Origin of the sequence: Mesorhizobium sp. (assembly GCF_024509055.1) — a bacterium.
Taxonomy (GTDB): domain Bacteria; phylum Pseudomonadota; class Alphaproteobacteria; order Rhizobiales; family Rhizobiaceae; genus Mesorhizobium.
In genome coordinates, this window is sequence record NZ_JANINM010000413.1 from 1 (window position 1) to 19288 (window position 19288).

The window sequence follows — 19288 nt, forward strand, 5'->3', positions numbered from 1 at the left end:
AGGTCATTCTGGTCGGCAATCTCGGGGCGGACCCTGAAATCCGCCGCCTGAATTCGGGCGAGCCGGTCGTCAACATCCGCATCGCCACGTCGGAAAGCTGGCGCGACAAGAATTCGGGCGAGCGCAAGGAGAAGACCGAGTGGCACAATGTCGTCATTTTCAATGAGGGCATCGCCAAGGTGGCCGAGCAATATCTGAAGAAAGGCATGAAGGTCTATGTCGAGGGCCAATTGCAGACGCGCAAATGGCAGGACCAGACCGGTGCCGACAAGTACACGACCGAAGTCGTGCTGCAGAGATTCCGCGGCGAGTTGCAAATGCTCGACGCGCGTGGCGAGGGCGGCGGCGGCCAGGTCGGCAACTATTCCGGCGGCGGCAGCAGCCGCGGCTCGGACTTCGGCCAGTCCGGCCCGAACGAGGGCTTCAGCCGTGGCGGCGGCGGCGGTTCCAGGGGCGGTGGCGGCGGTGGATCGTCGCGCGAACTGGACGACGAGATTCCGTTCTAAGCATCGGTCGATGGTTGTTTGAGGGGAAGCGCGATGTCGCTCGGACCGCTTTTGTCGGCACCGCCTCCCATTCCCTGGCATGCGTTCGCGGCTTTCGCGGCGCTGGCCATCGGTGGCTTCCAACTGGCGCTGCCGAAAGGCACGCCGCGCCACCGCGTGCTGGGCTATGTCTGGGCGGCGCTGATGCTCATCATCGCGATCAGCAGCTTCTGGATTCAGCAGATACGCCTGATCGGGCCCTTCAGCCCGATCCACCTCCTGTCGATCCTGGTGCTGATCACGGTGCCGCTGGCGGTCTGGCACGCGCACAACCACCGGGTGGCAAAGCACCGCAAAGTGATGATCTCGCTGTATGTTTTCGCGTTGGTCGGCGCCGGCGTGTTCACGCTGCTGCCCGGCCGTATCATGCACACCGTGGTGTTTGGCCAATAGGCGGCCTGGAGCCTCACAAGGAAGAGTACAGTGAAAGCACGCGTCAAATGGGTCGAGGAACGCACCTTTGTCGGCGAATCCGGCAGCGGCCATAAGGTGGTGCTGGGCACGGCGCATGGGCCGGAAGGCCGGACGCCGGGACCGAGCCCGATGGAGCTGGTGCTGATCGGCACCGGTGGCTGCTCGGCCTATGACGTCGTCCACATCCTTGAAAAAGGTCGCGAGGCGGTCGAGGACTGCGTGGTCGAGCTTGATGCTGATCGTGCCGAGACCGAACCCAAAGTGTTCACCCGCATCCATATGCATTTCATCGTCAAAGGCCGCGGGCTATCGCACGACAAGGTCAAGCGGGCGATCGATCTGTCGATCGACAAGTACTGCTCGGCCACGGCGATGATGGCCAAGACGGCCAAGGTGACGCATGATTTCGAGGTCGTCGACACGACGGCGAAGTAGGAGTAGGGCGGAGTCCCGTCTTAAGCGGCCATCAGCGCCTTGATGCCGTCGGCGACGAACTGGACAGCAAGCGCCGCCAGGATGACGCCCAACAGCCTTGTCAGGATCGAGCGGCCCGTCTGGCCTAGGATGCGGTCAATGCGTTCCGACAGCACGAAGACCATATAGGTGATGGCAAGGCAGAGGAAGATGATGCCGACCAGGGCCGCCTGGGCGGCAAAGCCCTGGAACGAGCCGGACAGAAGCACCGTCGCCGAAATCGCGCCTGGGCCGGCGATCAGCGGGATCGCCAGCGGGAAGGCGGCGATGTTGTGGATCATGTCCTTGGTGATGGCGACGTCGCCGATCTTCTCCTTGCGGTCCTGGCGGCGCTCGAACACCATTTCGAAGGCGATGAAGAACAGCAGGAAGCCGCCGGCGACGCGGAACGCCGGCAACGTGATGCCGAACACCGACAGGATCGATGCGCCGGCGATGGCGAACAACGCCATCACCAGGAAGCCGATCACAGAAGCGCGTACCGAGACTTGCTGACGCTCCTCGCGGTTCATGCCCCTCGTTACGGCAAGGAAGAGCGGCGCCAGCCCCGGCGGGTCGATCGTCACCAGAATGGTGACGAAGGCGTTGAACAGGCTGTCGAAGCTCGGCATCGCTGGTCCCCTCCCGCCGGGCGAAGCCCAAGCTCTTCAATTGGTAGAGCAAAGCAAGCGCGCTGGAAACTGGGCGGGAGGGAAATCACCAGGCTGGAGTTGGATGACAGTGACGCAAGGCCTGCATCCCGCGCTATCTGTCTGTTTTCGCCGCGTTTATGCAACGCCGACCGATTTCATTTGCTGCAAAATGCTCAGCTGACCTTGCTGCAATAGGCTTCGAGCCGGTAGCCGTCCGGGTCGGTGACGAAGGCCGCGTAGTAGTTGTCGCCATAGGCAGCGCGCAGGCCTGGCGGTCCGTTGTCCTTGCCACCCTCGCGCAGCGCCGCCGCATGGAAGGCATCGACGCCGGCGCGCGTCGGGGCGGCGAAGCAGAAGTGCAGGCCGGAGTCCGTGTCGGGTGGCACCGGCCGTCCAGCCTCATTGACCCAAAGTTCCACGGCTTGCGCGCCATAGCCTAGCGAGCCGGGTGATTGACTGAGGCAGGAATAGCCGAGCGGCTTCAGCGCGGCGTCGTAGAAGCGTTTCGAGGCCTCGCTGTCGCGAACGCCGATCGAGATATGGTCGAGCATCGTTTTTCTCCACGGTTGGTTGATCACGCTGGGATTGCGCGGCGTGCCAGGAATTCGACCTCGGTGCGCCAGGTCGCGCCGCCATCATGCGAGCGCTCGCCCAGCCAGCGGAACGAGTCTTCGGTAATGTGCGAAAAGCTCCAGCGCACCGAAGAGCCGGTGTCGTCGACACCTTGCTGAACGATGCTGTCGCCCTCGGCACGGCCGAGCTGGCGGCTGAAATAGCGGCTGCGCGGATCGCTCCAGAAGATATGCCAGGCGTCGATGCCGGGATCGTAGACACGCAGCGTCGTCCCATAGAAGGTCCACGGTCCAAGCGAGGGTGAGGGGCCTGTGTCTCGCGCGGGCAGGATCCAGACGTCCTGCACCGCCTTGCCTTCCAGAACCCAGCCGAAATGCACCTCCCCGCGCCCGGTCAGTCTTGTTTCGTCCTCGAGAATCCGCGTGGCGTCGAACGTCCAGGGGCCAATAAAGCGGCCGTAGAGCTTCAGCTTTTCGGCGAACTCGGGATCGGGCCCACGGCTATGCAGCGCTTCGGCAAATGGGTCGGTCATGGTTGCTGCCTCGTTTGTCAGGAGAGAACAAGCAATAAGCGCGTGGCAGGGTTCTGCGCTTGGGAAAAATTGCTATCATTGGAGCATGTCGACTGCCGCGAGAACTCTTGCCTCAGGGCATGGCTGGCAAGTGTCCGACGTGGTGTGCACGGCGGCCGCCGGCGACAGGCCGTTCGAAGAGGAGCACCGTGCTTTCTGCATCGCCGCGGTGACGAAAGGCGCCTTTCGCTATCGGACGAGCCAAGGCGCCGCCATGCTGGCGCCGGGTGCCGTCCTGCTCGGCAATCCCGGGGCCTGCTACGAATGCGGCCATGAACATGGCGCGGGTGATCGCTGCCTCTCCTTCCACTTTACCCCGGCCTATCTGGAGCGAATCGTCGCCGGCCTGCCGGGTGCCAAGCGGCTTGGTTTTGGCGGCCCACGCCTGCCGCCATTGCCGGCGCTGACACCGTTGCTCGCCGAGGCGGAAGCGGCGCGGGAAATGGGCGAGGGCGAGGCATTCGAGGAGTTGGGCCTGCGCATCGCGGGTGCGGTTATGGCCGCGAGCGCGGGTGCCGCGCCTGAGCGGCGGACACCCAGCGGCCGCGACCAGAAACGCGTTTCCGAGGCGGTCAGCCTGATCGAACTCAACGCCGACAGGCCGTTGTCGCTTGCCGAACTCGCCGATGGGACGGCCACCAGCCGCTATCACTTCCTGCGCACGTTCCGGCACGTCGCCGGCATGACGCCCTATCAGTTCCTGCTGCGGACGAGGCTGCATCGGGCGGCGGTGCGGCTGCGCAGTTCCGATGCGTCGATCTCGACAATCGCCTTCGATGCCGGCTTCAACGATCTATCGACCTTCAATCGCCGCTTCCGGCGCGAAATGGGAACAACGCCCGGCGCCTACCGCGGTCGCCGGGCGGACGTAAGATAGGGTCGTCAATCCGAAGTCGGTCCGCACCATCCGGGCAGGTAGTCGGCGTCCTTGCCCTTGGCGAGGGTCAGCGCTTCCTTCATCGCCTTGTCGAAGTTCTTGGCCACGGCATCCTTGTCGATGCGCCGGCGCAGGAAATCCGCCCAGATGAATTCGCTGAAGGGCGTCGTATCCTTGGCGTAGCCGCCCAACCGCCGCAGTTCTCCAGCCATGCTTCGATAGGGGTCATCGACAAGCTCGCCGATGGTCTTTGGGATGGCGTCATAGTCCCGGCGCTTGCCGTTCTGATCGAACGGGTGCATCCAGCCGCGGTTGTCGAGCATGAAAAGGAACGCGTCCCTGTCGAGCGCGGACAGGTCGCTGATCACGGTCACGAGGACTTGCTTGACGCCCTCCTCGAGGAGGGCGCGTGCGAGATGGTGGTGGTCGGTGACGTAGTTGCGTTTTTTCGGGCCCAGCACGACGGGCACCATGTGCTTGCCAAGGAAAGTACCGGTTTTCTTGGCGTCCTGCGCCCTTATCATTTGGCGCTTCAATTCCACTTCACGCATGCCAACCGTTATCTGCGTCGGCCTCAACTCGTCGACGGCGACCGGGGTTACAATCGGTACTCGCTGGGTAATCATGGCATTCCATCCTGTTTTTGCTGCTGCGGTTCCCCCGGACCGAGTGATTTGATGGCGTCATCGACGCTGTGAAATATGCGGTGCTGGCCGACCATGTCGGCGATGCCGAACCGCCTCAGTGCGTTCATTGCGCGCAGCGATTCCATGCGCGCGACGGCGAACACAGCGCCCTTGTCGCGGCAGTGGCGAATGGTCTCGATCAGCGCCTGGGCTGCGGTGTAATCGATCTCGACGATGTTGCTGGCCTCCAGCACCACCAGCTTGACGCTTTGGTCCCTGGCGTCGATCAGGTCGAGCAGGCCGCGCTTGAAACGGTCGGCGTTGACGAAGGACAGCGGCGCCTGGAATGCCGCCACCACCACGCCGGAGAGCTGATTGCCGGGGCTGGAACCACTCGGCGGCCACCAGATCGACGTTCCCGGCACCTGCGCCAGTGCGATCGGCTGCGCGCGCGTCGAGCCCCAAATGCCGTGCAGCAGCGACAGGCCGATGCCGATGGCAACGCCCGTCTCTATGGGCAGGACCACGATCGCCACCATAGTCACAAGGATCAGCAGGAATTCCACGGGGGCCTGCCTGTAGACGTTGGCGAACACCTGCCAGCGCAGGATGTGCTGGGCAACGAACATCAGCACGCCGGCGAGCGCCGCCTGCGGCACGTTGGCAAGGAGACTGCCGCCGAACGCGCCGAGGGCCAAAACGATGGCCGCCGCGATCAAGCCCGACAATTGCGAGCGGCCGCCTGTCTGGGCAACGATCGCCGTGCGCGGCGGGCTGGAATTGACCGCAAAGGCTCCGAACAGGCCGGAGACGATGCTGCCGGCGCCGGCGCCGACGAAGTCGCGATTGATGTCGGCCGCTTCGCCATCCGGCGGCACGAAAGAGCGGCTGGTCGCCGCTGTCTGCACCATGACGACGATGGCGATCAGCAACGACAGAGGCACCAGGGACTGGGCGTCCTCGATGCTGACCAGCGGCAGCGCCGCGGTTGGCAGCCCGTTTGGCAACGCGCCGAGCACCTCGACGCCGCGATCCTTCAGCCCGAAGACGATGACGGCGAGCGTTGCCAGCACCATGCCTATGAGTGCAGCGGGAATGCGGGGAGAAATGCGCTCCGAGAAGAAGACGATCGCGAACACGCCGGCGCCGAGAACCAGGCTCCAGGGGTTGGTGAGGTGGAGATTGGCGGCGATCTCGCCGACGCGCCGCAGCGTCTCGCCGCTTTCGGGCGGCAGGCCGAGCAGGCCCGGCAATTGCGAGACGATGATGTGGACGGAAATGCCGGCGAGGAAACCGGTGGTGACCGGGACCGACAGAAGATCGGCTATCCAGCCGAGGCGGAAGACGCCGCTCAGCGTCACCAGCAGCCCAACCATCAGCGCCAGCATCGACGCCAGCGCGAGGTAATGCGGCGAGCCCGAGGTGGCGATGAGCGCAAGACCGCCGGCAAACAGGGGGGTGATGGTCGAATCCGCGCCGAGGGAAAGATGCCGGTTGGCGCCGAACAAGGCAAAAGCCACGGAGCCGGCGACGAAAGCGAAGAAACCGATCTCCGGCGCAAAGCCGCCAAGTCGCGCTGTTGCCATCTGTTCGGGGATGGCGATCGCGGCCAGCGTGATGCCCGCTGCAAGGTCGCCATTGAGGTCTTTGGTGGTCCAGCCGCTCATCGCCCGCAAAGGCAGCCAAGAGGTCCAGTTCATTGCGCTCGCGGCTTTCGCTTCCGTCTGACGATCCATGGCCGACCTTGCCCCGCCGCGGCGAAACCGACCTTGGCCATATCGTCGCAATTAGCGGTATCCTTTTGAAATTACCATCAAAATTGTCTCTGGAAAAGTGCCGCCGCCATTGGAGTTTCAGCCCGGCTTCCTATATAAGCGGTGAGTGATTCCCGACAGGATTGTGACCTGATTTGACCGACCAGAAGACACCGCGCGGGCCGGATGGCGGCCCCACCGGCATCGAGCCGATTTCGATCATCGAGGAGATGCAGCGCTCCTATCTCGATTACGCCATGAGCGTGATCGTCAGTCGCGCGCTGCCCGACGTGCGCGACGGCCTGAAGCCGGTCCATCGCCGCATCCTCTATGCCTCGCACGAGAGCGGTTACCACTGGAATCGCAAATACGTAAAGTCGGCGCGGCCTGTCGCCGACGTGATGGGTAAATACCATCCGCATGGCGATGCCTCGATCTACGACGCCTTGGTGCGCATGGCGCAGGACTGGTCGCTGCGCGTGCCGCTGATCGACGGTCAGGGCAATTTCGGCTCGATCGACGGCGATCCGCCGGCGGCGATGCGCTACACGGAATCGCGCCTGACCAAGGTCGCGCATGAATTGCTGGAGGACATCGACAAGGAAACGGTCGACTTCCAGGACACTTACGACGCTTCGGGCAGCGAGCCGAAAGTCCTGCCGGCCCGGTTCCCCAACCTGTTGGTCAATGGCTCGGGCGGCATCGCGGTCGGCATGGCCACCAACATCCCGCCGCACAACCTGGCCGAAGTCTGCAACGGCGCCATCGCCATCATCGACAATCCGGCGATCGACTTGCCGTCGCTGATGGAGATCGTACCCGGTCCGGATTTCCCGACCGGCGGCATCGTCCTCGGCCGTTCCGGCATCTACAACGCCTATTCGACGGGCCGCGGCTCCATCGTCATGCGCGGCCGCGTCAACATCGAACAGCGCGGCAACGACCGCGAGTCGATCATCGTCACCGAGATCCCCTATCAGGTGAACAAGGCGTCGATGATCGAGAAGATGGCCGAGCTGGTGCGTGACAAGCGCATCGAAGGCATTTCCGACATTCGCGACGAAAGCGACCGCCAAGGCTATCGGGTCGTCATCGAATTGAAGCGCGACGCGGTCGCCGACGTCATCCTCAACCAGCTTTACCGTTTCACGCCGCTGCAGACCTCGTTCGGCGCCAATATGGTGGCGCTCAACGGCGGCAAGCCGGAAGTGCTGACGCTGATCGACATGCTGAAGGCGTTTGTCGGCTTCCGCGAGGAAGTGATCAGCCGGCGCACGAAATACCTTCTGCGCAAGGCGCGCGAGCGCGCTCACGTGTTGGTCGGCCTTGCGATTGCCGTGGCCAACATCGACGAGGTCATCAAGCTGATCCGGACCGCGCCCGATCCGCAGACGGCGCGCGACCAGTTGATGGAACGGCGCTGGCCGTCCCACGACGTCGCGCCGCTGATCAAGCTGATCGACGACCCGCGTCACCGCATCAATGAAGACGGCACCTACAATCTCTCCGAGGAGCAGGCGCGCGCCATCCTCGAGCTGCGCCTGCAGCGCCTGACCGCGCTCGGCCGCGACGAGATCGCCGACGAGCTGAACAAGATCGGCGCGGAAATCGTTGATTTCCTTGATATCCTGTCGTCCCGCGCGCGCATCCAGCAGATCGTCAAGGACGAGCTCATTGCCGTCCGCGATGAGTTCGGCACGCCGCGCCGCACCGAGCTCTCCGAGGGCGGTGCTGACATGGAAGACGAGGACCTGATCCAGCGCGAGGACATGGTCGTCACCGTCAGCCATTCGGGCTACATCAAGCGCGTGCCGCTCTCGCTCTACCGGGCGCAGCGCCGCGGCGGCAAGGGCCGCTCGGGCATGTCGACCAAGGAAGAGGATTTCGTCACCCGGCTGTTCGTCGCCAACACGCACACGCCGGTGCTGTTCTTCTCCTCGCGCGGCATCGTCTACAAGGAAAAGGTCTGGCGGCTGCCGGTCGGCAATCCGCAGTCGCGGGGCAAGGCGCTTATCAACATGCTGCCGCTCGAGCAGGGCGAGCGCATCACCACCATCATGCCGCTGCCCGAGGACGAGAACAGCTGGGGCGAGCTCGACGTGATGTTCGCCACCACGCGCGGCACCGTGCGCCGCAACAAGCTCTCCGACTTCGTCCAGGTCAACCGCAACGGCAAGATCGCGATGAAGCTCGACGAGGAGGGCGACGAGATCCTCGGCGTCGAGACCTGCACCGACAATGACGACGTGCTTCTGACGGCGAATTCCGGCCAGTGCATCCGCTTCTCGGTCAGCGACGTGCGCGTGTTCCAGAGCCGCAACTCGGTCGGCGTGCGCGGCATCGCGATGGCCGAAACCGATCGCGTCATCTCGATGTCGGTGATCGAGAATGTCGATGCCTCGCCGGCAGAACGCGCCGCCTATCTGAAGCGCGCGGCCGCCGAAAGGCGGCTCGCCGCCGGCGCTGTCGGCGAAGAGGAAGAGATCGCCCTGACCAATGAGGAGATCGGCGAGGAGGCTGAGCTTTCCGAGGAACGCTACGACTTCCTCAAGGCGCATGAGCAGTTGGTGCTGACGGTGACGGAATATGGCTATGGCAAGCGTTCGTCGTCCTATGATTTCCGCCTGACGGGCCGCGGCGGCAAGGGCATTCGCGCCACCGATGTCTCGAAAGTGGCCGAGATCGGCAGGCTGGTCGCGACCTTCCCGGTCGGCAACGACGATCAGATCATGCTGGTTTCGGACGGCGGCACCGTCATCCGCGTGCCGGTCAACGGCATACGCTTCGCCAGCCGCGCCACCAAGGGCGTGACGATCTTCAATACTGCCGAAGGTGAGAAGGTGGTTTCGGTCGAGCGGATTTCCGAGCCGCAGTCGGACGAGGAAGCCGAAGAGGTATCTTCAGGCGAGGCAAGCACCACAGACGAGGGCGAGGGGGGCCCCGAATAGGCCGTTACTTACGCGTCACCGGCCTGATGGGCCGGTGCGGTCGTTGCTGGAAATCAGTAGCGGCGGTAGACGTTGCGGGGAACGAAGCTGTCGAGCCGCTTGGTGTTGGCCTTGACGCGCACCCGCGCCGCCTCCTGATGCAACCCCAGAGCGGTTGCGATCAGCATCACAATGGTCATCGCAGTGGCAAGCATGTAGATCAGCATTTGCGTGTTCTCCTGTACTTACAACGATGAGATGGGGATTTGGTTTCATCTCCTGAAGCGGCAACTTAGTGAACGCTGCGTGAAGCGTTCGTGATTGTCGCATTCATCTGTCGTTCATGTCCGCGAAATGGTTCACGCTTGCCCGCTACTAATCGGATTTGCCTTCCTTACGCCCGCCCGCTAGAAGCCTGCCATGACCGAACGCACCGCTCTTTACGCCGGCTCCTTCGACCCGCTGACCAACGGCCATCTCGACGTGCTGAAGGCCTCGCTGGCCGTGGCCGACGTCGTCTATGCGGCGATCGGTATCCATCCCGGCAAGAAGCCATTGTTTTCGTTCGAAGAACGCGTGGAACTGATCGAGGCCGCGACCAGGGCCGAGTTCGGCCGTGACGGTGATCGCATCAAGGTCGTCTCGTTCGATGGGCTGGTCATCGATGCTGCCCGCAAGCATGGCGCCTCGATCATGATCCGCGGCCTGCGCGACGGTACCGACCTCGACTATGAGATGCAGATGGCCGGCATGAACGAAACCATGGCACCCGAGCTCCAGACGGTTTTCCTGCCCGCCAGCCCCTCGGTGCGAACCATTACGGCCACACTTGTCCGCCAGATTGCATCGATGGGTGGCGACATCCGTCCCTTCGTGCCGGCGGCCGTTGCCGGTACGCTCACCGCCAAATTCGCGAAATAGAAATCCTGGAGTCTGTTCATGCAGCTGAAGAAGCTCGCTACGTTCCTCGTCGTGCTTGCCGGCCTTTTCGCGGCATCCTTCCCGGCCTTTGCTGCCGCCGACAAGGAAAACACAATGGTCATCACGCTGAAGGACGGCGACGTGACTATTGCGCTGCGTCCTGATCTCGCGCCCAAGCATGTCGCGCAGATCAAGAAGCTGGTGCGCCAGGGCGCCTATGACAATGTCGCCTTCCACCGCGTGATCGACGGCTTCATGGCGCAGACTGGCGACGTCAAATTCGGCAACATGAAGAAAGGCTTCAACCCGCAGGCCGTCGGCACGGGCGGTTCCGATCTCCCCGACCTGCCGGCCGAGTTCTCGCAGACGGAGCAGTTCACGCGTGGCGTGATCGGCATGGCCCGCTCGCAGGACCCGAACTCGGCGAATTCGCAGTTCTTCATCATGTTCGCGCCGGCGCCGAACCTTGATGGCCAGTACACCATCGTCGGCAAGGTGGTCAGCGGCATGGAACTGGTGGACAAGATCAAGAAGGGTGATGAGGCTGATAATGGCGCGGTCACCGATCCCGACCGTATGATCAAGGTCCGCATCGCCGCCGACGGCAAATAACCCCCTCAATTCAAAAGGATTTTCTGACATGGCTGAGATCAAGGATCGCGAGAACGCGCTCATCATGGAAACGACCAAGGGCCCGGTCGTCATCGAAATGTACCCCGAACTGGCCCCTGGCCACGTTGCCCGCATCAAGGAGCTGGCACGCGAAGGCGCCTATGACGGCGTGGTGTTCCACCGCGTCATCGACGGCTTCATGGCGCAGACCGGCGACGTCAAGTTCGGCAATTCCTCGAAGCCGACCTACGCGCCGTCGCGCGCTGGCATGGGCGGTTCCGACAAGCCGGACCTCAAGGCCGAGTTCTCCAACGCCAATCACGGCCGCGGCGCCTGCTCGATGGCGCGCGCGCAGAACCCGAACTCGGCGAATTCGCAGTTCTTCATCTGCTTCGACGACGCCGCCTTCCTCAACCGCCAGTACACGGTCTGGGGCCAGGTCATCGAAGGCATGGAGAGTGTCGACAAGATCAAGCGCGGCGAGCCGGTGCAGGATCCCGACAAGATCGTGTCGCTGAAGGTCGCGGCGGACGTCAAGTAAAGGCAAAATGACGATGGGCGCTGTCTGGTCACTGCTCGGCATATTGTCCGGCGCCTTCATCGCCATCCAGGCGCCGATCAACTCGCAATTGGCGCGCGGTCTCGGCCTTCCGGTCGCGGCCGCCGCCTTTTCCTTCCTGTCCGGCGCCATCGTGCTCGGCATCATCTCGATCTCGGTGGTGAAGCTGCAGGGCATCTCGCTCGACTGGAAGGCGCCGGCGCCCTGGCTGTTCGTTGCCGGCGGCGTGCTCGGCGGCTTCTATGTCACGCTTTCGACCATCCTGACGCCGCGTATCGGCGCGGCAGCGTTGATGGCCTTCCTCGTCGCCGGCCAACTGCTTGCCGGCATGCTCGTCGACCGCGTCGGTTTCCTTGGCGTCGCGGTGCGCGAGATTTCGGTTGGCCGCGTCGCCGGCGCCGTGCTGCTGCTCGCCGGGGCGCTGCTCATCCGGCTCTACTGATGCGCGTCGACCTGTTCGACTTCGACCTGCCGGATGAGCGCATCGCGCTGCGCCCGGCAGAACCGCGCGACAGCGCCCGGATGCTGGTCGTCAAGACCGGCGCGGGGCTGGAAGACCGCGTCGTTCGCGACCTGCCGTCGCTCCTGAAAGCCGGCGACGTGCTGGTGTTCAATGACACCAAGGTCATTCCGGCGCAATTGAAAGGCGTTCGCAGGCGCGGCGAGGCAATGGCGCAGGTCGAGGCGACACTGCACATGCGGGTGGCGCCGGACCGCTGGCAGGCCTTCATGCGACCGGGCAAGCGTATCGCCGCCGGCGACCGCGTCCATTTCGGCCATGACGGCAATTCCTGCTTCCTCGGCCAACTCGACGCAACGGTGATCGAGAAAGGCGAGGCCGGCGAGGTGCTGCTGGGCTTCGATCTCTCCGGCCCATTCCTCGATGAGGCGCTGCACGCTGTCGGCCATATACCGCTGCCGCCCTACATTGCCTCGAAGCGCGACGACGACGAACGCGATCACAGCGACTACCAGACCTTCTACGCGCGTGAAGAGGGCGCCGTCGCGGCGCCCACCGCAGGGCTGCACTTCACGCCGGATCTGTTCGCGGCACTGGATGCCAAGGGCATCGAACGCCGCTTCGTCACGCTGCATGTCGGCGCCGGTACCTTCCTGCCGGTGAAGGCCGACGACACCGCCGATCATAAGATGCATGCTGAAACCGGCTCGGTGAGCGCTGAGACGGCTGCCGCACTCAACGCCGCCAGGGCGCGGGGGGGGAAGATCGTTGCGGTAGGCACGACATCGCTGCGCCTGCTGGAAAGCGCCGCGACGAAGGAAGGCGGGATCGGGGCCTGGTCCGGGCCGACCGATATCTTCATCACGCCGGGCTATCGCTTCCGCACGGCCGACATGCTGATGACCAATTTCCACCTGCCGCGCTCGACGCTGTTCATGTTGGTCTCGGCCTTCAGCGGCCTGAACACGATGCGTTCTGCCTATGCTCATGCCATCGAGGACCGCTACAGGTTCTATTCCTATGGCGACGCCAGCCTGCTTTACCGGGCGCAGTCGCCCGACAGGGAACTCAATGACTGAGACTTTCTCCTTCAAGCTGCTCGCCACCGACGGCAAGGCGCGGCGCGGGCTGGTGTCGATGCCGCGCGGCGAGATCCGCACACCGGCCTTCATGCCGGTCGGCACGGGCGGCACCGTCAAGGCCATGTATATGGACCAGGTGCGTGGCGTGGGGGCCGACATCATCCTCGGCAACACCTATCATCTGATGCTGAGGCCAGGCGCGGAACGCGTGGCGCGGCTCGGCGGCCTGCATGAGTTCGCGCGCTGGCCGCATCCGATCCTGACCGACAGCGGCGGCTTCCAGGTCATGTCGCTGTCGAAGCTGCGCAAGCTTACGGAAAAGGGAGTGACCTTCCGCTCGCATATCGACGGCGCGCCTTACGAGATGTCGCCGGAGCGGTCGATCGAGATCCAGGGACTGCTCGATTCCGACATCCAGATGCAGCTCGACGAATGCACCGCGCTTCCGGCCAAGCCGAAGGAGATCGAACGCGCGATGGAACTGTCGCTGCGCTGGGCCGAACGCTGCAAGACCGCGTTCGGCGACCAGCCGGGCAAGGCGATGTTCGGTATCGTGCAGGGCGGCGACAGCGCTGTCATGCGCGTACGCTCGGCCCAGGCGCTCAAGGCGATGGACCTCAAAGGCTATGCCGTCGGCGGCCTCGCGGTTGGCGAGCCGCAGCCGGTGATGCTGGAGATGCTCGATATCACATGCCCGGAGTTGCCGACCGACAAGCCGCGCTACCTGATGGGCGTCGGCACGCCGGACGATATCCTGAAATCGGTGGCGCGCGGCATCGACATGTTCGACTGCGTGATGCCGACGCGCGCCGGCCGCCATGGCCTGGCCTACACGCGCCGCGGCAAGGTCAATCTCCGGAATGCACGCCATGCCGACGATCCGCGTCCGCTCGACGAGGAAAGCGACTGCCCGGCGGCGCGCGACTATTCACGTGCTTACCTGCATCATCTCGTGCGCTCGCAGGAAGCGCTGGGCGCGATGCTGCTTACCTGGAACAACCTGTCCTACTACCAGAAGCTCATGCAGGAGATCCGCGCCGGGATCGAGGCGCAGGCGTTCGAGGCGCGCGCGGCGGAGATTTCGGAAGGCTGGGCCAGGGGCGATATTCCCCCATTGTGACGTTCAGGCGCTGACCGAAGTCGAGGCGCGCAGACTGCAGCCGGTGATCTTGAAGCTTCCGTCGGGCTGCTGCTCCAGCGTGTAGACCGCTTCATAGTCCTTGCCATCGGGCCCGACGATCAGCACCTGCTGTACGATCGAGGTCGGCCCGGTCTGTTCCACCTTGCCAAAAGAATAGCTTTGCGGCTTGCGCACCGGCGCGTAGCCGTTGGTGACCATGTTCATGAAGGTGTCTACGGTCGGGAAGATCTGTTTCACATTCGGCGCAGCGAAGCTGTAGGCGGCGGCGCCGTCATTGGCGAGGAAGGCTTTCAACTGGCTGTCGATCACGGTCTGCGCGGCCTTGATTTCGGCGTCGCCGGCAAAAGCCATGGACGCCATGAGCATTGGAACGAAAGCTAATGCCAATAGCGCGCGACGCATGTCCTGCCTCCATCGCAGCCAAAACGGGAGGGCCCGTATCGCCGTCCTACCATGATCCTTCCGAAACGCTGAGCATCTGGACCGTGCCCCGCATTGCCGTCTGATCATCCACTCTATCATACGTGTGGCGAACCGCCGCGGTTTCAGTGGATAGCGAAGATTTCGCCTTTTCAGCGCCACACTCATGGTTAGGCACTCGTTAATGTCAGAGGCGCATCCTTGGCGGTGGGGCCAACTGCCTCAGGGGACGAAAAATGTTGGAGCAATCCATCAATCGACGTTTGTTGCTGAAGGGCACCGCAGGTCTGGTGGTGCTGGCCGCAATGCCGGAGCTGGCGACGGCCGCCCCGGCGCTCGGTAATCCCAGAGGCGATGTGACCATCGCCGAATTCGTCGACTACCAGTGCCCGGTCTGCAAGCTGGCCTTCGTTCAGCTTCGCAAGCTGATGGCCGAAGACAAAGGCGTCCGCCTGGTGATGAAGGACTGGCCGATCTTCGGCGATGCCTCGCGCGATGCGGCACGCATGGCCCTGTCGGCCGGCCCGCGCTACGCGCAAGCGGTGGATGCGCTGATGGCAAATCAGCAAGGGCTCTCGCCGCATCGCACCGACGCCATCCTGGAATCCGTCGGCGTCAATGCCGCCAGCCTGCGCGCCGGCATGGCCAGCAGGCAAGCGAAGCTCGACTCACAGCTTGCCGGCACGAATGCCCAGGCAAGCGCCTTTGGTCTTCGCGGCACGCCGGCGCTGGTGATCGGCGGCACGGTTTATCGGCACGGCATGACGGTCGCGGAATTGCGGCAAGCGGTCGCCAAGGCGCGCGCCGCCTGATGCTTGAAAGCCGGGCGGCAGTCTGCCACAAGGGCCGCTTGTTCGCGCAGACTGGCAGGACCCGGCAATGAAGGCATTTTTCGTGCAGATCAAGTGCGACCTGGGCAAGGCCTATGAGGTCGCCAGCGCGCTGGCCGATGCCGAGATCGCCTCCGAAATCTATTCGACCGCCGGCAATTACGACCTGCTCGCCAAATTCTATGTCGATGACGAGCAAGACATCGGTCACTTCATCAACGAGAGGGTGCAGATTCTGCCCGGTATCAAGGACACCTTCACGATCGTCACCTTCCGGGCGTTCTGACCAGCCTGGCAATGCCCGGCCGCAAGGCAAGCACTGACCCGGCGCCGTTCGCGCTGCCATAATCTTAGGCATTTTGCATAGAGTGAAGCCCGCCGCGGCTCAAATCACCGATTGCGCTTGATTTTCTCCGACGAGGCCAGTGAAATGGCTTCAGAGGGGAGTACGCGATTGGCAGCGTTCGATGAAATGCTTCCGGAAGTCTCCGGACTGAGAAGACCATATACGGCTTACGATCGCTGGCTGAAGGAACAGGACCCGGCCAGGCTCACAGAGAAAATGCAGGACGCCGAGCGCGTCTTCCGCAAGACCGGCATCACCTTCGCCGTCTATGGCGAGCAGGATGCCTCCGAGCGCCTGATCCCCTTCGATATCGTGCCGCGCATCATTTCCGGCCAGGAATGGCGGCGGCTGACCCAGGGTATCGAGCAGCGCGTGCAGGCGTTGAATGCCTTCCTCGACGACATCTATCACCGCCAGGAAATCCTGAGGGCAGGGCGCGTTCCCAGGGAACTCGTCGCGAAGAACGAGGCGTTCCTGCCCGAGATGATCGGGGTCAAGCCGCCGGCGGGCGTCTATACCCACATCATCGGCGTCGACATCGTCCGCATCAGCGAAAACGAATTCTATGTGCTGGAGGACAATGCCCGCACGCCTTCCGGCGTCTCCTATATGCTGGAGAACCGCGAGACGATGATGCAGCTCTTCCCGGAGCTGTTCCAGCAGATCAAGGTGCGGCCGGTCGAGAATTATCCGCAGCTCCTGCGCCAGTCGCTGGCCGCGGTGCGGCCGCAGGGCGTGAAAGGCGCGCCGACCATCGCCGTGCTGACGCCGGGTTCCTACAACTCCGCCTATTTCGAGCATGCCTTCCTGGCCGACCAAATGGGTGTGCAACTGGTCGAGGGGCAGGACCTGCGCGTCGTCGACGGCCATGTCGCCATGCGCACCACGGAAGGCTACAAGCAGATCGACGTGCTCTACCGGCGTGTCGACGACGCCTTCCTCGATCCGCTGACCTTCAGGCCGGATTCGGCGCTGGGCGTGCCCGGCATCATGGATGTCTACCGCGCCGGCAACATCACCATCGCCAACGCGCCGGGCACCGGCATTGCCGACGACAAGGCGATCTATTCCTACATGCCGGAGATCGTCGAGTTCTATACCGGACGCAAGCCGATCCTCGGCAACATCCCGACCTGGCGCTGCTCGGAGCCGGACAGCCTGAAATATGTGCTCGAGCACATCGGGGAGCTGGTCATCAAGGAAGTGCACGGCTCGGGCGGCTACGGCATGCTGGTCGGCCCGGCTGCGACCAAGAAGGAATGCCAGGACTTCGCCAAGAAGCTGCAGGCAAAGCCGTCCAACTACATCGCGCAGCCGACGCTGGCGCTGTCGACCTGTCCGATCCTTACCGAAAAGGGCCTATCGCCGCGGCACGTCGATCTGCGCCCCTATGTGCTTGTCTCCGACCGCATCCAGATCGTGCCAGGCGGGCTGACGCGCGTCGCGCTGAAGGAAGGTTCGCTGGTGGTCAACTCATCGCAGGGCGGCGGCACCAAGGATACCTGGGTGCTGGATGATTGAGACGAGCAAGTAGGGAATGGTCCGTGGTGAGTAGAGGCGACAGAGCAATGCCATATTCAATCGAAAATCGAACTTTCACTACTCGCTACTCACCATTCCTTATTCGCTAGCCCAAAGGGCCTGACATGCTTCTCGGCCGCACTGCCAACGGTCTCTACTGGATGAACCGCTATATCGAGCGGGCCGAAAACATGGCGCGCTTGGTCGACGCCGGTCTGCGCATGGCGCTGACGCGCACGCAGAGCGCGTCGGAGGAATGGAATTCCGTGCTGCTCAGCGCCGGCTCGGATTACACCTTCTCGCAGAAGTACCAGGATTACACCGCCGCCAACGTCTCCGACTTCCTGCTGCGCGATACATCGAACCCGTCGAGCACAATGTCGTCGATCGAGACAGCGCGCAACAATGCCCGCATGGTGCGCACGGCGCTGACTCGTGAGACCTGGGAGAGCATCAACGAAGCCTGGATGTCTCTGAAGCGTATGCTGGCAAGGCCGATCGACGAGCGCGACCTGCCGACGGTGCTCGACGCCATCAAGCGCGAGACCGCGCTGATCCGTGGCTCCTTCTACGGCACCATGCTGCGCAATGAGATTTTCGACTTCTCTCAGCTTGGCACCTACGTCGAGCGCGCCGACAACACCGCCCGCATCCTCGACGTCAAATATTACGTGCTGTTGCCGTCAATCTCCTGGGTCGGCTCGACGCTCGACAACTACCAGTGGGAGTCGATCCTGCGGTCGGTCTCGGCGCACCGGTCCTACCGATGGGTCTATGACGCGGATTATAAGCCGACTAACATAGCCGACTATCTGATCCTCAACGTCCGCATGCCGCGCTCGCTCACCTTCTGCTATCGCTTCCTCGGCGAGCATCTGAGGTTCCTGGCGGACGACTATGGCGAGCGCCATGCCTGCCACACGACGGCCGAGAAGATCCAGAGCATGCTGAAGAAGGGTTCGATCAAGGATATATTCGACCACGGCCTGCACGAATTCCTGGTCGAATTCATTGGCGACAACACCAGGCTGGGCGACGAGATCGCCCAGGACTACCGGTTCTACTGAGCGCTGAAGGGGCTGGCGCCATGCGACTCAAGATCACCCATCGGACCGAATATCACTACGATGCGCCAGTGCAGTATCTGCTGCAGCGTCTGCGTCTGCTGCCGTTGAGCGGGCATACGCAGACAGTGGCTTCCTGGACGATCGGTATTGACGGTGCGCGCGAGGAGGTCCGGTTCAGCGACCATTTCGGCAATGATACGCGGTTGGTGAGCGCCGAGGGCGGCCACAATACCATCACGGTCGAGGCGGCAGGCGAGGTGACGACGCGCGATACGACCGGCGTGTCGGGTCCGCACCGCGGTTTCGCGCCGCTATGGCTGTTCGGCCAGGAGACGCCGCTGACCACAGCCGGCGAAGGCGTCAAGGAGCTTGTAGCCACGATCGGCGCGGGGACGGATATCGAACGCCTGCACCGGCTGATGGGCATGATCGGCGAGCGCGTTGCCTACAAGCTAGGCGCGACCAGCGTCGCGACCTCCGCTGAGGAAGCCTTGGTGCAGAAGTCGGGTGTTTGCCAGGACCACAGCCATGTCTTCGCCGCGGCGGCGCGTGCGATGGGCTTTCCCGCCCGCTATGTCAGCGGCTACCTGATGATGGATGCCGCCGTCGAGCAGGCGGCAAGCCACGCCTGGGCCGAAGCGCATGTTCCAGGTCTCGGCTGGGTTGCCTTCGACCCGGCAAACGGCATCTCGCCCGACGAGCGCTATGTGAGGGTGGCGACGGGGCGCGACTATCGCGATGCCTCCCCGGTATCGGGGATACTGCTCGGGCAGGCGCAGGAGAAGCTTGCCGTCACCGTCACGGTAGAGCAGTAATTTCCGCAAGATTCGCTGCCGGAAGAAGACTCATGACCTATTGCGTCGGCCTCAAGATCGACCGCGGGCTCGTGTTCATGTCGGACACGCGCACCAATGCCGGCATGGATTCGATCTCGAC

The 19288-nt window shown here is 63.4% G+C and carries 23 protein-coding genes and 1 pseudogene; 17 read left to right on the forward strand and 7 right to left on the reverse strand.

Annotated features, from left to right (window positions below; translation table 11 throughout):
• From ssb to Q0L57_RS22145, 3 genes are all read left to right on the forward strand, one after another.
• Nucleotides 1-506, forward strand: a 506-nt coding sequence (gene ssb / locus Q0L57_RS22135; RefSeq protein WP_296745172.1) for a single-stranded DNA-binding protein, incomplete at its 5' end; no start/stop codon positions are given.
• 33 nt (nt 507-539) lie between these two features.
• On the forward strand, nt 540-938 hold the full coding sequence (locus tag Q0L57_RS22140; RefSeq protein WP_296745173.1) for a DUF2306 domain-containing protein: 399 nt from the start codon (nt 540-542) through the stop codon (nt 936-938).
• 30 nt (nt 939-968) lie between these two features.
• Nucleotides 969-1394: an OsmC family protein gene (locus Q0L57_RS22145; protein WP_296745174.1), complete on the forward strand. Its 426-nt coding sequence runs from the start codon at nt 969-971 to the stop codon at nt 1392-1394.
• A 20-nt stretch (nt 1395-1414) separates the two neighbouring features.
• Here the strand turns inward: Q0L57_RS22145 and Q0L57_RS22150 are convergent, their stop codons facing one another.
• From Q0L57_RS22150 to Q0L57_RS22160, 3 genes are all read right to left on the reverse strand, one after another.
• Entirely contained in the window at nt 1415-2044 is a 630-nt protein-coding gene (locus Q0L57_RS22150; protein ID WP_296745175.1) for a MarC family protein, read from the reverse strand.
• A gap of 194 nt (nt 2045-2238) precedes the next feature.
• Nucleotides 2239-2616, reverse strand: coding sequence for a VOC family protein (locus tag Q0L57_RS22155; RefSeq protein ID WP_296745176.1), 378 nt, complete (start codon nt 2614-2616; stop codon nt 2239-2241).
• A gap of 23 nt (nt 2617-2639) precedes the next feature.
• On the reverse strand, nt 2640-3170 hold the full coding sequence (locus tag Q0L57_RS22160; RefSeq protein ID WP_296745177.1) for a hypothetical protein: 531 nt from the start codon (nt 3168-3170) through the stop codon (nt 2640-2642).
• An 85-nt stretch (nt 3171-3255) separates the two neighbouring features.
• Here Q0L57_RS22160 and Q0L57_RS22165 point away from each other — a divergent pair, with 85 nt between their 5' ends.
• On the forward strand, nt 3256-4086 hold the full coding sequence (locus tag Q0L57_RS22165) for an AraC family transcriptional regulator (RefSeq protein WP_296745178.1): 831 nt from the start codon (nt 3256-3258) through the stop codon (nt 4084-4086).
• A gap of 5 nt (nt 4087-4091) precedes the next feature.
• Here Q0L57_RS22165 and Q0L57_RS22170 read toward each other — a convergent pair whose 3' ends face one another.
• Nucleotides 4092-4712 (reverse strand): ParB-like protein, encoded by a 621-nt coding sequence (locus tag Q0L57_RS22170; protein ID WP_296745179.1) that lies wholly within the window; start codon nt 4710-4712, stop codon nt 4092-4094.
• A complete protein-coding gene (locus tag Q0L57_RS22175) occupies nt 4709-6412 on the reverse strand; it encodes a SulP family inorganic anion transporter (RefSeq protein WP_296745180.1) in 1704 nt (567 codons plus the stop codon). Before Q0L57_RS22175 ends, Q0L57_RS22170 begins: the two co-directional genes overlap by 4 nt.
• 209 nt (nt 6413-6621) lie before the next feature.
• Here Q0L57_RS22175 and gyrA point away from each other — a divergent pair, with 209 nt between their 5' ends.
• On the forward strand, nt 6622-9414 hold the full coding sequence (gene gyrA, locus Q0L57_RS22180; protein WP_296745181.1) for a DNA gyrase subunit A: 2793 nt from the start codon (nt 6622-6624) through the stop codon (nt 9412-9414).
• Between the two features lie 53 nt (nt 9415-9467).
• Here gyrA and Q0L57_RS22185 read toward each other — a convergent pair whose 3' ends face one another.
• The gene (locus tag Q0L57_RS22185; protein WP_296745182.1) at nt 9468-9620 is read right to left on the reverse strand and encodes a hypothetical protein; all 153 of its coding nucleotides are present in this window, start codon (nt 9618-9620) and stop codon (nt 9468-9470) included.
• 193 nt (nt 9621-9813) lie between these two features.
• On the opposite strand from Q0L57_RS22185, the gene coaD reads away from it, so the two are divergent.
• From coaD to tgt, 6 genes are all read left to right on the forward strand, one after another.
• Nucleotides 9814-10314, forward strand: coding sequence for a pantetheine-phosphate adenylyltransferase (gene coaD, locus Q0L57_RS22190; RefSeq protein ID WP_296745183.1), 501 nt, complete (start codon nt 9814-9816; stop codon nt 10312-10314).
• Between the two features lie 114 nt (nt 10315-10428).
• On the forward strand, nt 10429-10926 hold the full coding sequence (locus tag Q0L57_RS22195; RefSeq protein ID WP_296745193.1) for a peptidylprolyl isomerase: 498 nt from the start codon (nt 10429-10431) through the stop codon (nt 10924-10926).
• A gap of 28 nt (nt 10927-10954) precedes the next feature.
• On the forward strand, nt 10955-11467 hold the full coding sequence (locus Q0L57_RS22200) for a peptidylprolyl isomerase (protein ID WP_296745184.1): 513 nt from the start codon (nt 10955-10957) through the stop codon (nt 11465-11467).
• Nucleotides 11468-11480: 13 nt separating this feature from the next.
• Nucleotides 11481-11927 (forward strand): DMT family transporter, encoded by a 447-nt coding sequence (locus Q0L57_RS22205; RefSeq protein WP_296745194.1) that lies wholly within the window; start codon nt 11481-11483, stop codon nt 11925-11927.
• Nucleotides 11927-13024, forward strand: coding sequence for a tRNA preQ1(34) S-adenosylmethionine ribosyltransferase-isomerase QueA (gene queA, locus Q0L57_RS22210; protein WP_296745185.1), 1098 nt, complete (start codon nt 11927-11929; stop codon nt 13022-13024). The genes Q0L57_RS22205 and queA overlap by 1 nt, the downstream gene beginning before the upstream one ends.
• The gene (gene tgt / locus Q0L57_RS22215; protein ID WP_296745186.1) at nt 13017-14147 is read left to right on the forward strand and encodes a tRNA guanosine(34) transglycosylase Tgt; all 1131 of its coding nucleotides are present in this window, start codon (nt 13017-13019) and stop codon (nt 14145-14147) included. Before queA ends, tgt begins: the two co-directional genes overlap by 8 nt.
• Before the next feature lie 3 nt (nt 14148-14150).
• On the opposite strand, the gene Q0L57_RS22220 is transcribed toward tgt, so the two are convergent.
• Nucleotides 14151-14570 carry a DUF4864 domain-containing protein gene (locus Q0L57_RS22220; protein WP_296745187.1) on the reverse strand — a complete coding sequence of 140 codons (420 nt, stop codon included), beginning with the start codon at nt 14568-14570 and terminating at the stop codon, nt 14151-14153.
• Nucleotides 14571-14824: 254 nt separating this feature from the next.
• Here Q0L57_RS22220 and Q0L57_RS22225 point away from each other — a divergent pair, with 254 nt between their 5' ends.
• From Q0L57_RS22225 to Q0L57_RS22250, 6 genes and pseudogenes are all read left to right on the forward strand, one after another.
• Complete coding sequence (locus tag Q0L57_RS22225; RefSeq protein WP_296745188.1) at nt 14825-15400, forward strand: DsbA family protein; 576 nt, start codon at nt 14825-14827, stop codon at nt 15398-15400.
• 67 nt (nt 15401-15467) lie between these two features.
• On the forward strand, nt 15468-15704 hold the full coding sequence (locus Q0L57_RS22230; protein WP_296745189.1) for an Lrp/AsnC ligand binding domain-containing protein: 237 nt from the start codon (nt 15468-15470) through the stop codon (nt 15702-15704).
• A 168-nt stretch (nt 15705-15872) separates the two neighbouring features.
• Entirely contained in the window at nt 15873-17285 is a 1413-nt protein-coding gene (locus Q0L57_RS22235; RefSeq protein WP_296745190.1) for a circularly permuted type 2 ATP-grasp protein, read from the forward strand.
• Between the two features lie 125 nt (nt 17286-17410).
• Nucleotides 17411-18352 (forward strand): alpha-E domain-containing protein, encoded by a 942-nt coding sequence (locus tag Q0L57_RS22240; RefSeq protein WP_296745191.1) that lies wholly within the window; start codon nt 17411-17413, stop codon nt 18350-18352.
• 20 nt (nt 18353-18372) lie between these two features.
• Complete coding sequence (locus Q0L57_RS22245; RefSeq protein WP_296745192.1) at nt 18373-19167, forward strand: transglutaminase family protein; 795 nt, start codon at nt 18373-18375, stop codon at nt 19165-19167.
• 32 nt (nt 19168-19199) lie between these two features.
• Nucleotides 19200-19288: pseudogene (locus Q0L57_RS22250) on the forward strand (peptidase); the annotation flags it as partial.

Coding starts and splice junctions, on each gene's coding strand:
- Q0L57_RS22140 (WP_296745173.1), top strand. CDS start 540: ATGTCGCTCGGACCGCTTTTGTCGGCACCGCCTCCCATTCCCTGGCAT.
- Q0L57_RS22150 (WP_296745175.1), bottom strand. CDS start 2,044: ATGCCGAGCTTCGACAGCCTGTTCAACGCCTTCGTCACCATTCTGGTG.
- Q0L57_RS22155 (WP_296745176.1), bottom strand. CDS start 2,616: ATGCTCGACCATATCTCGATCGGCGTTCGCGACAGCGAGGCCTCGAAA.
- Q0L57_RS22160 (WP_296745177.1), bottom strand. CDS start 3,170: ATGACCGACCCATTTGCCGAAGCGCTGCATAGCCGTGGGCCCGATCCC.
- Q0L57_RS22165 (WP_296745178.1), top strand. CDS start 3,256: ATGTCGACTGCCGCGAGAACTCTTGCCTCAGGGCATGGCTGGCAAGTG.
- Q0L57_RS22170 (WP_296745179.1), bottom strand. CDS start 4,712: ATGATTACCCAGCGAGTACCGATTGTAACCCCGGTCGCCGTCGACGAG.
- Q0L57_RS22175 (WP_296745180.1), bottom strand. CDS start 6,412: ATGAACTGGACCTCTTGGCTGCCTTTGCGGGCGATGAGCGGCTGGACC.
- Q0L57_RS22185 (WP_296745182.1), bottom strand. CDS start 9,620: ATGCTGATCTACATGCTTGCCACTGCGATGACCATTGTGATGCTGATC.
- coaD (WP_296745183.1), top strand. CDS start 9,814: ATGACCGAACGCACCGCTCTTTACGCCGGCTCCTTCGACCCGCTGACC.
- Q0L57_RS22195 (WP_296745193.1), top strand. CDS start 10,429: ATGGTCATCACGCTGAAGGACGGCGACGTGACTATTGCGCTGCGTCCT.
- Q0L57_RS22200 (WP_296745184.1), top strand. CDS start 10,955: ATGGCTGAGATCAAGGATCGCGAGAACGCGCTCATCATGGAAACGACC.
- Q0L57_RS22205 (WP_296745194.1), top strand. CDS start 11,481: ATGGGCGCTGTCTGGTCACTGCTCGGCATATTGTCCGGCGCCTTCATC.
- queA (WP_296745185.1), top strand. CDS start 11,927: ATGCGCGTCGACCTGTTCGACTTCGACCTGCCGGATGAGCGCATCGCG.
- tgt (WP_296745186.1), top strand. CDS start 13,017: ATGACTGAGACTTTCTCCTTCAAGCTGCTCGCCACCGACGGCAAGGCG.
- Q0L57_RS22220 (WP_296745187.1), bottom strand. CDS start 14,570: ATGCGTCGCGCGCTATTGGCATTAGCTTTCGTTCCAATGCTCATGGCG.
- Q0L57_RS22225 (WP_296745188.1), top strand. CDS start 14,825: ATGTTGGAGCAATCCATCAATCGACGTTTGTTGCTGAAGGGCACCGCA.
- Q0L57_RS22230 (WP_296745189.1), top strand. CDS start 15,468: ATGAAGGCATTTTTCGTGCAGATCAAGTGCGACCTGGGCAAGGCCTAT.
- Q0L57_RS22240 (WP_296745191.1), top strand. CDS start 17,411: ATGCTTCTCGGCCGCACTGCCAACGGTCTCTACTGGATGAACCGCTAT.
- Q0L57_RS22245 (WP_296745192.1), top strand. CDS start 18,373: ATGCGACTCAAGATCACCCATCGGACCGAATATCACTACGATGCGCCA.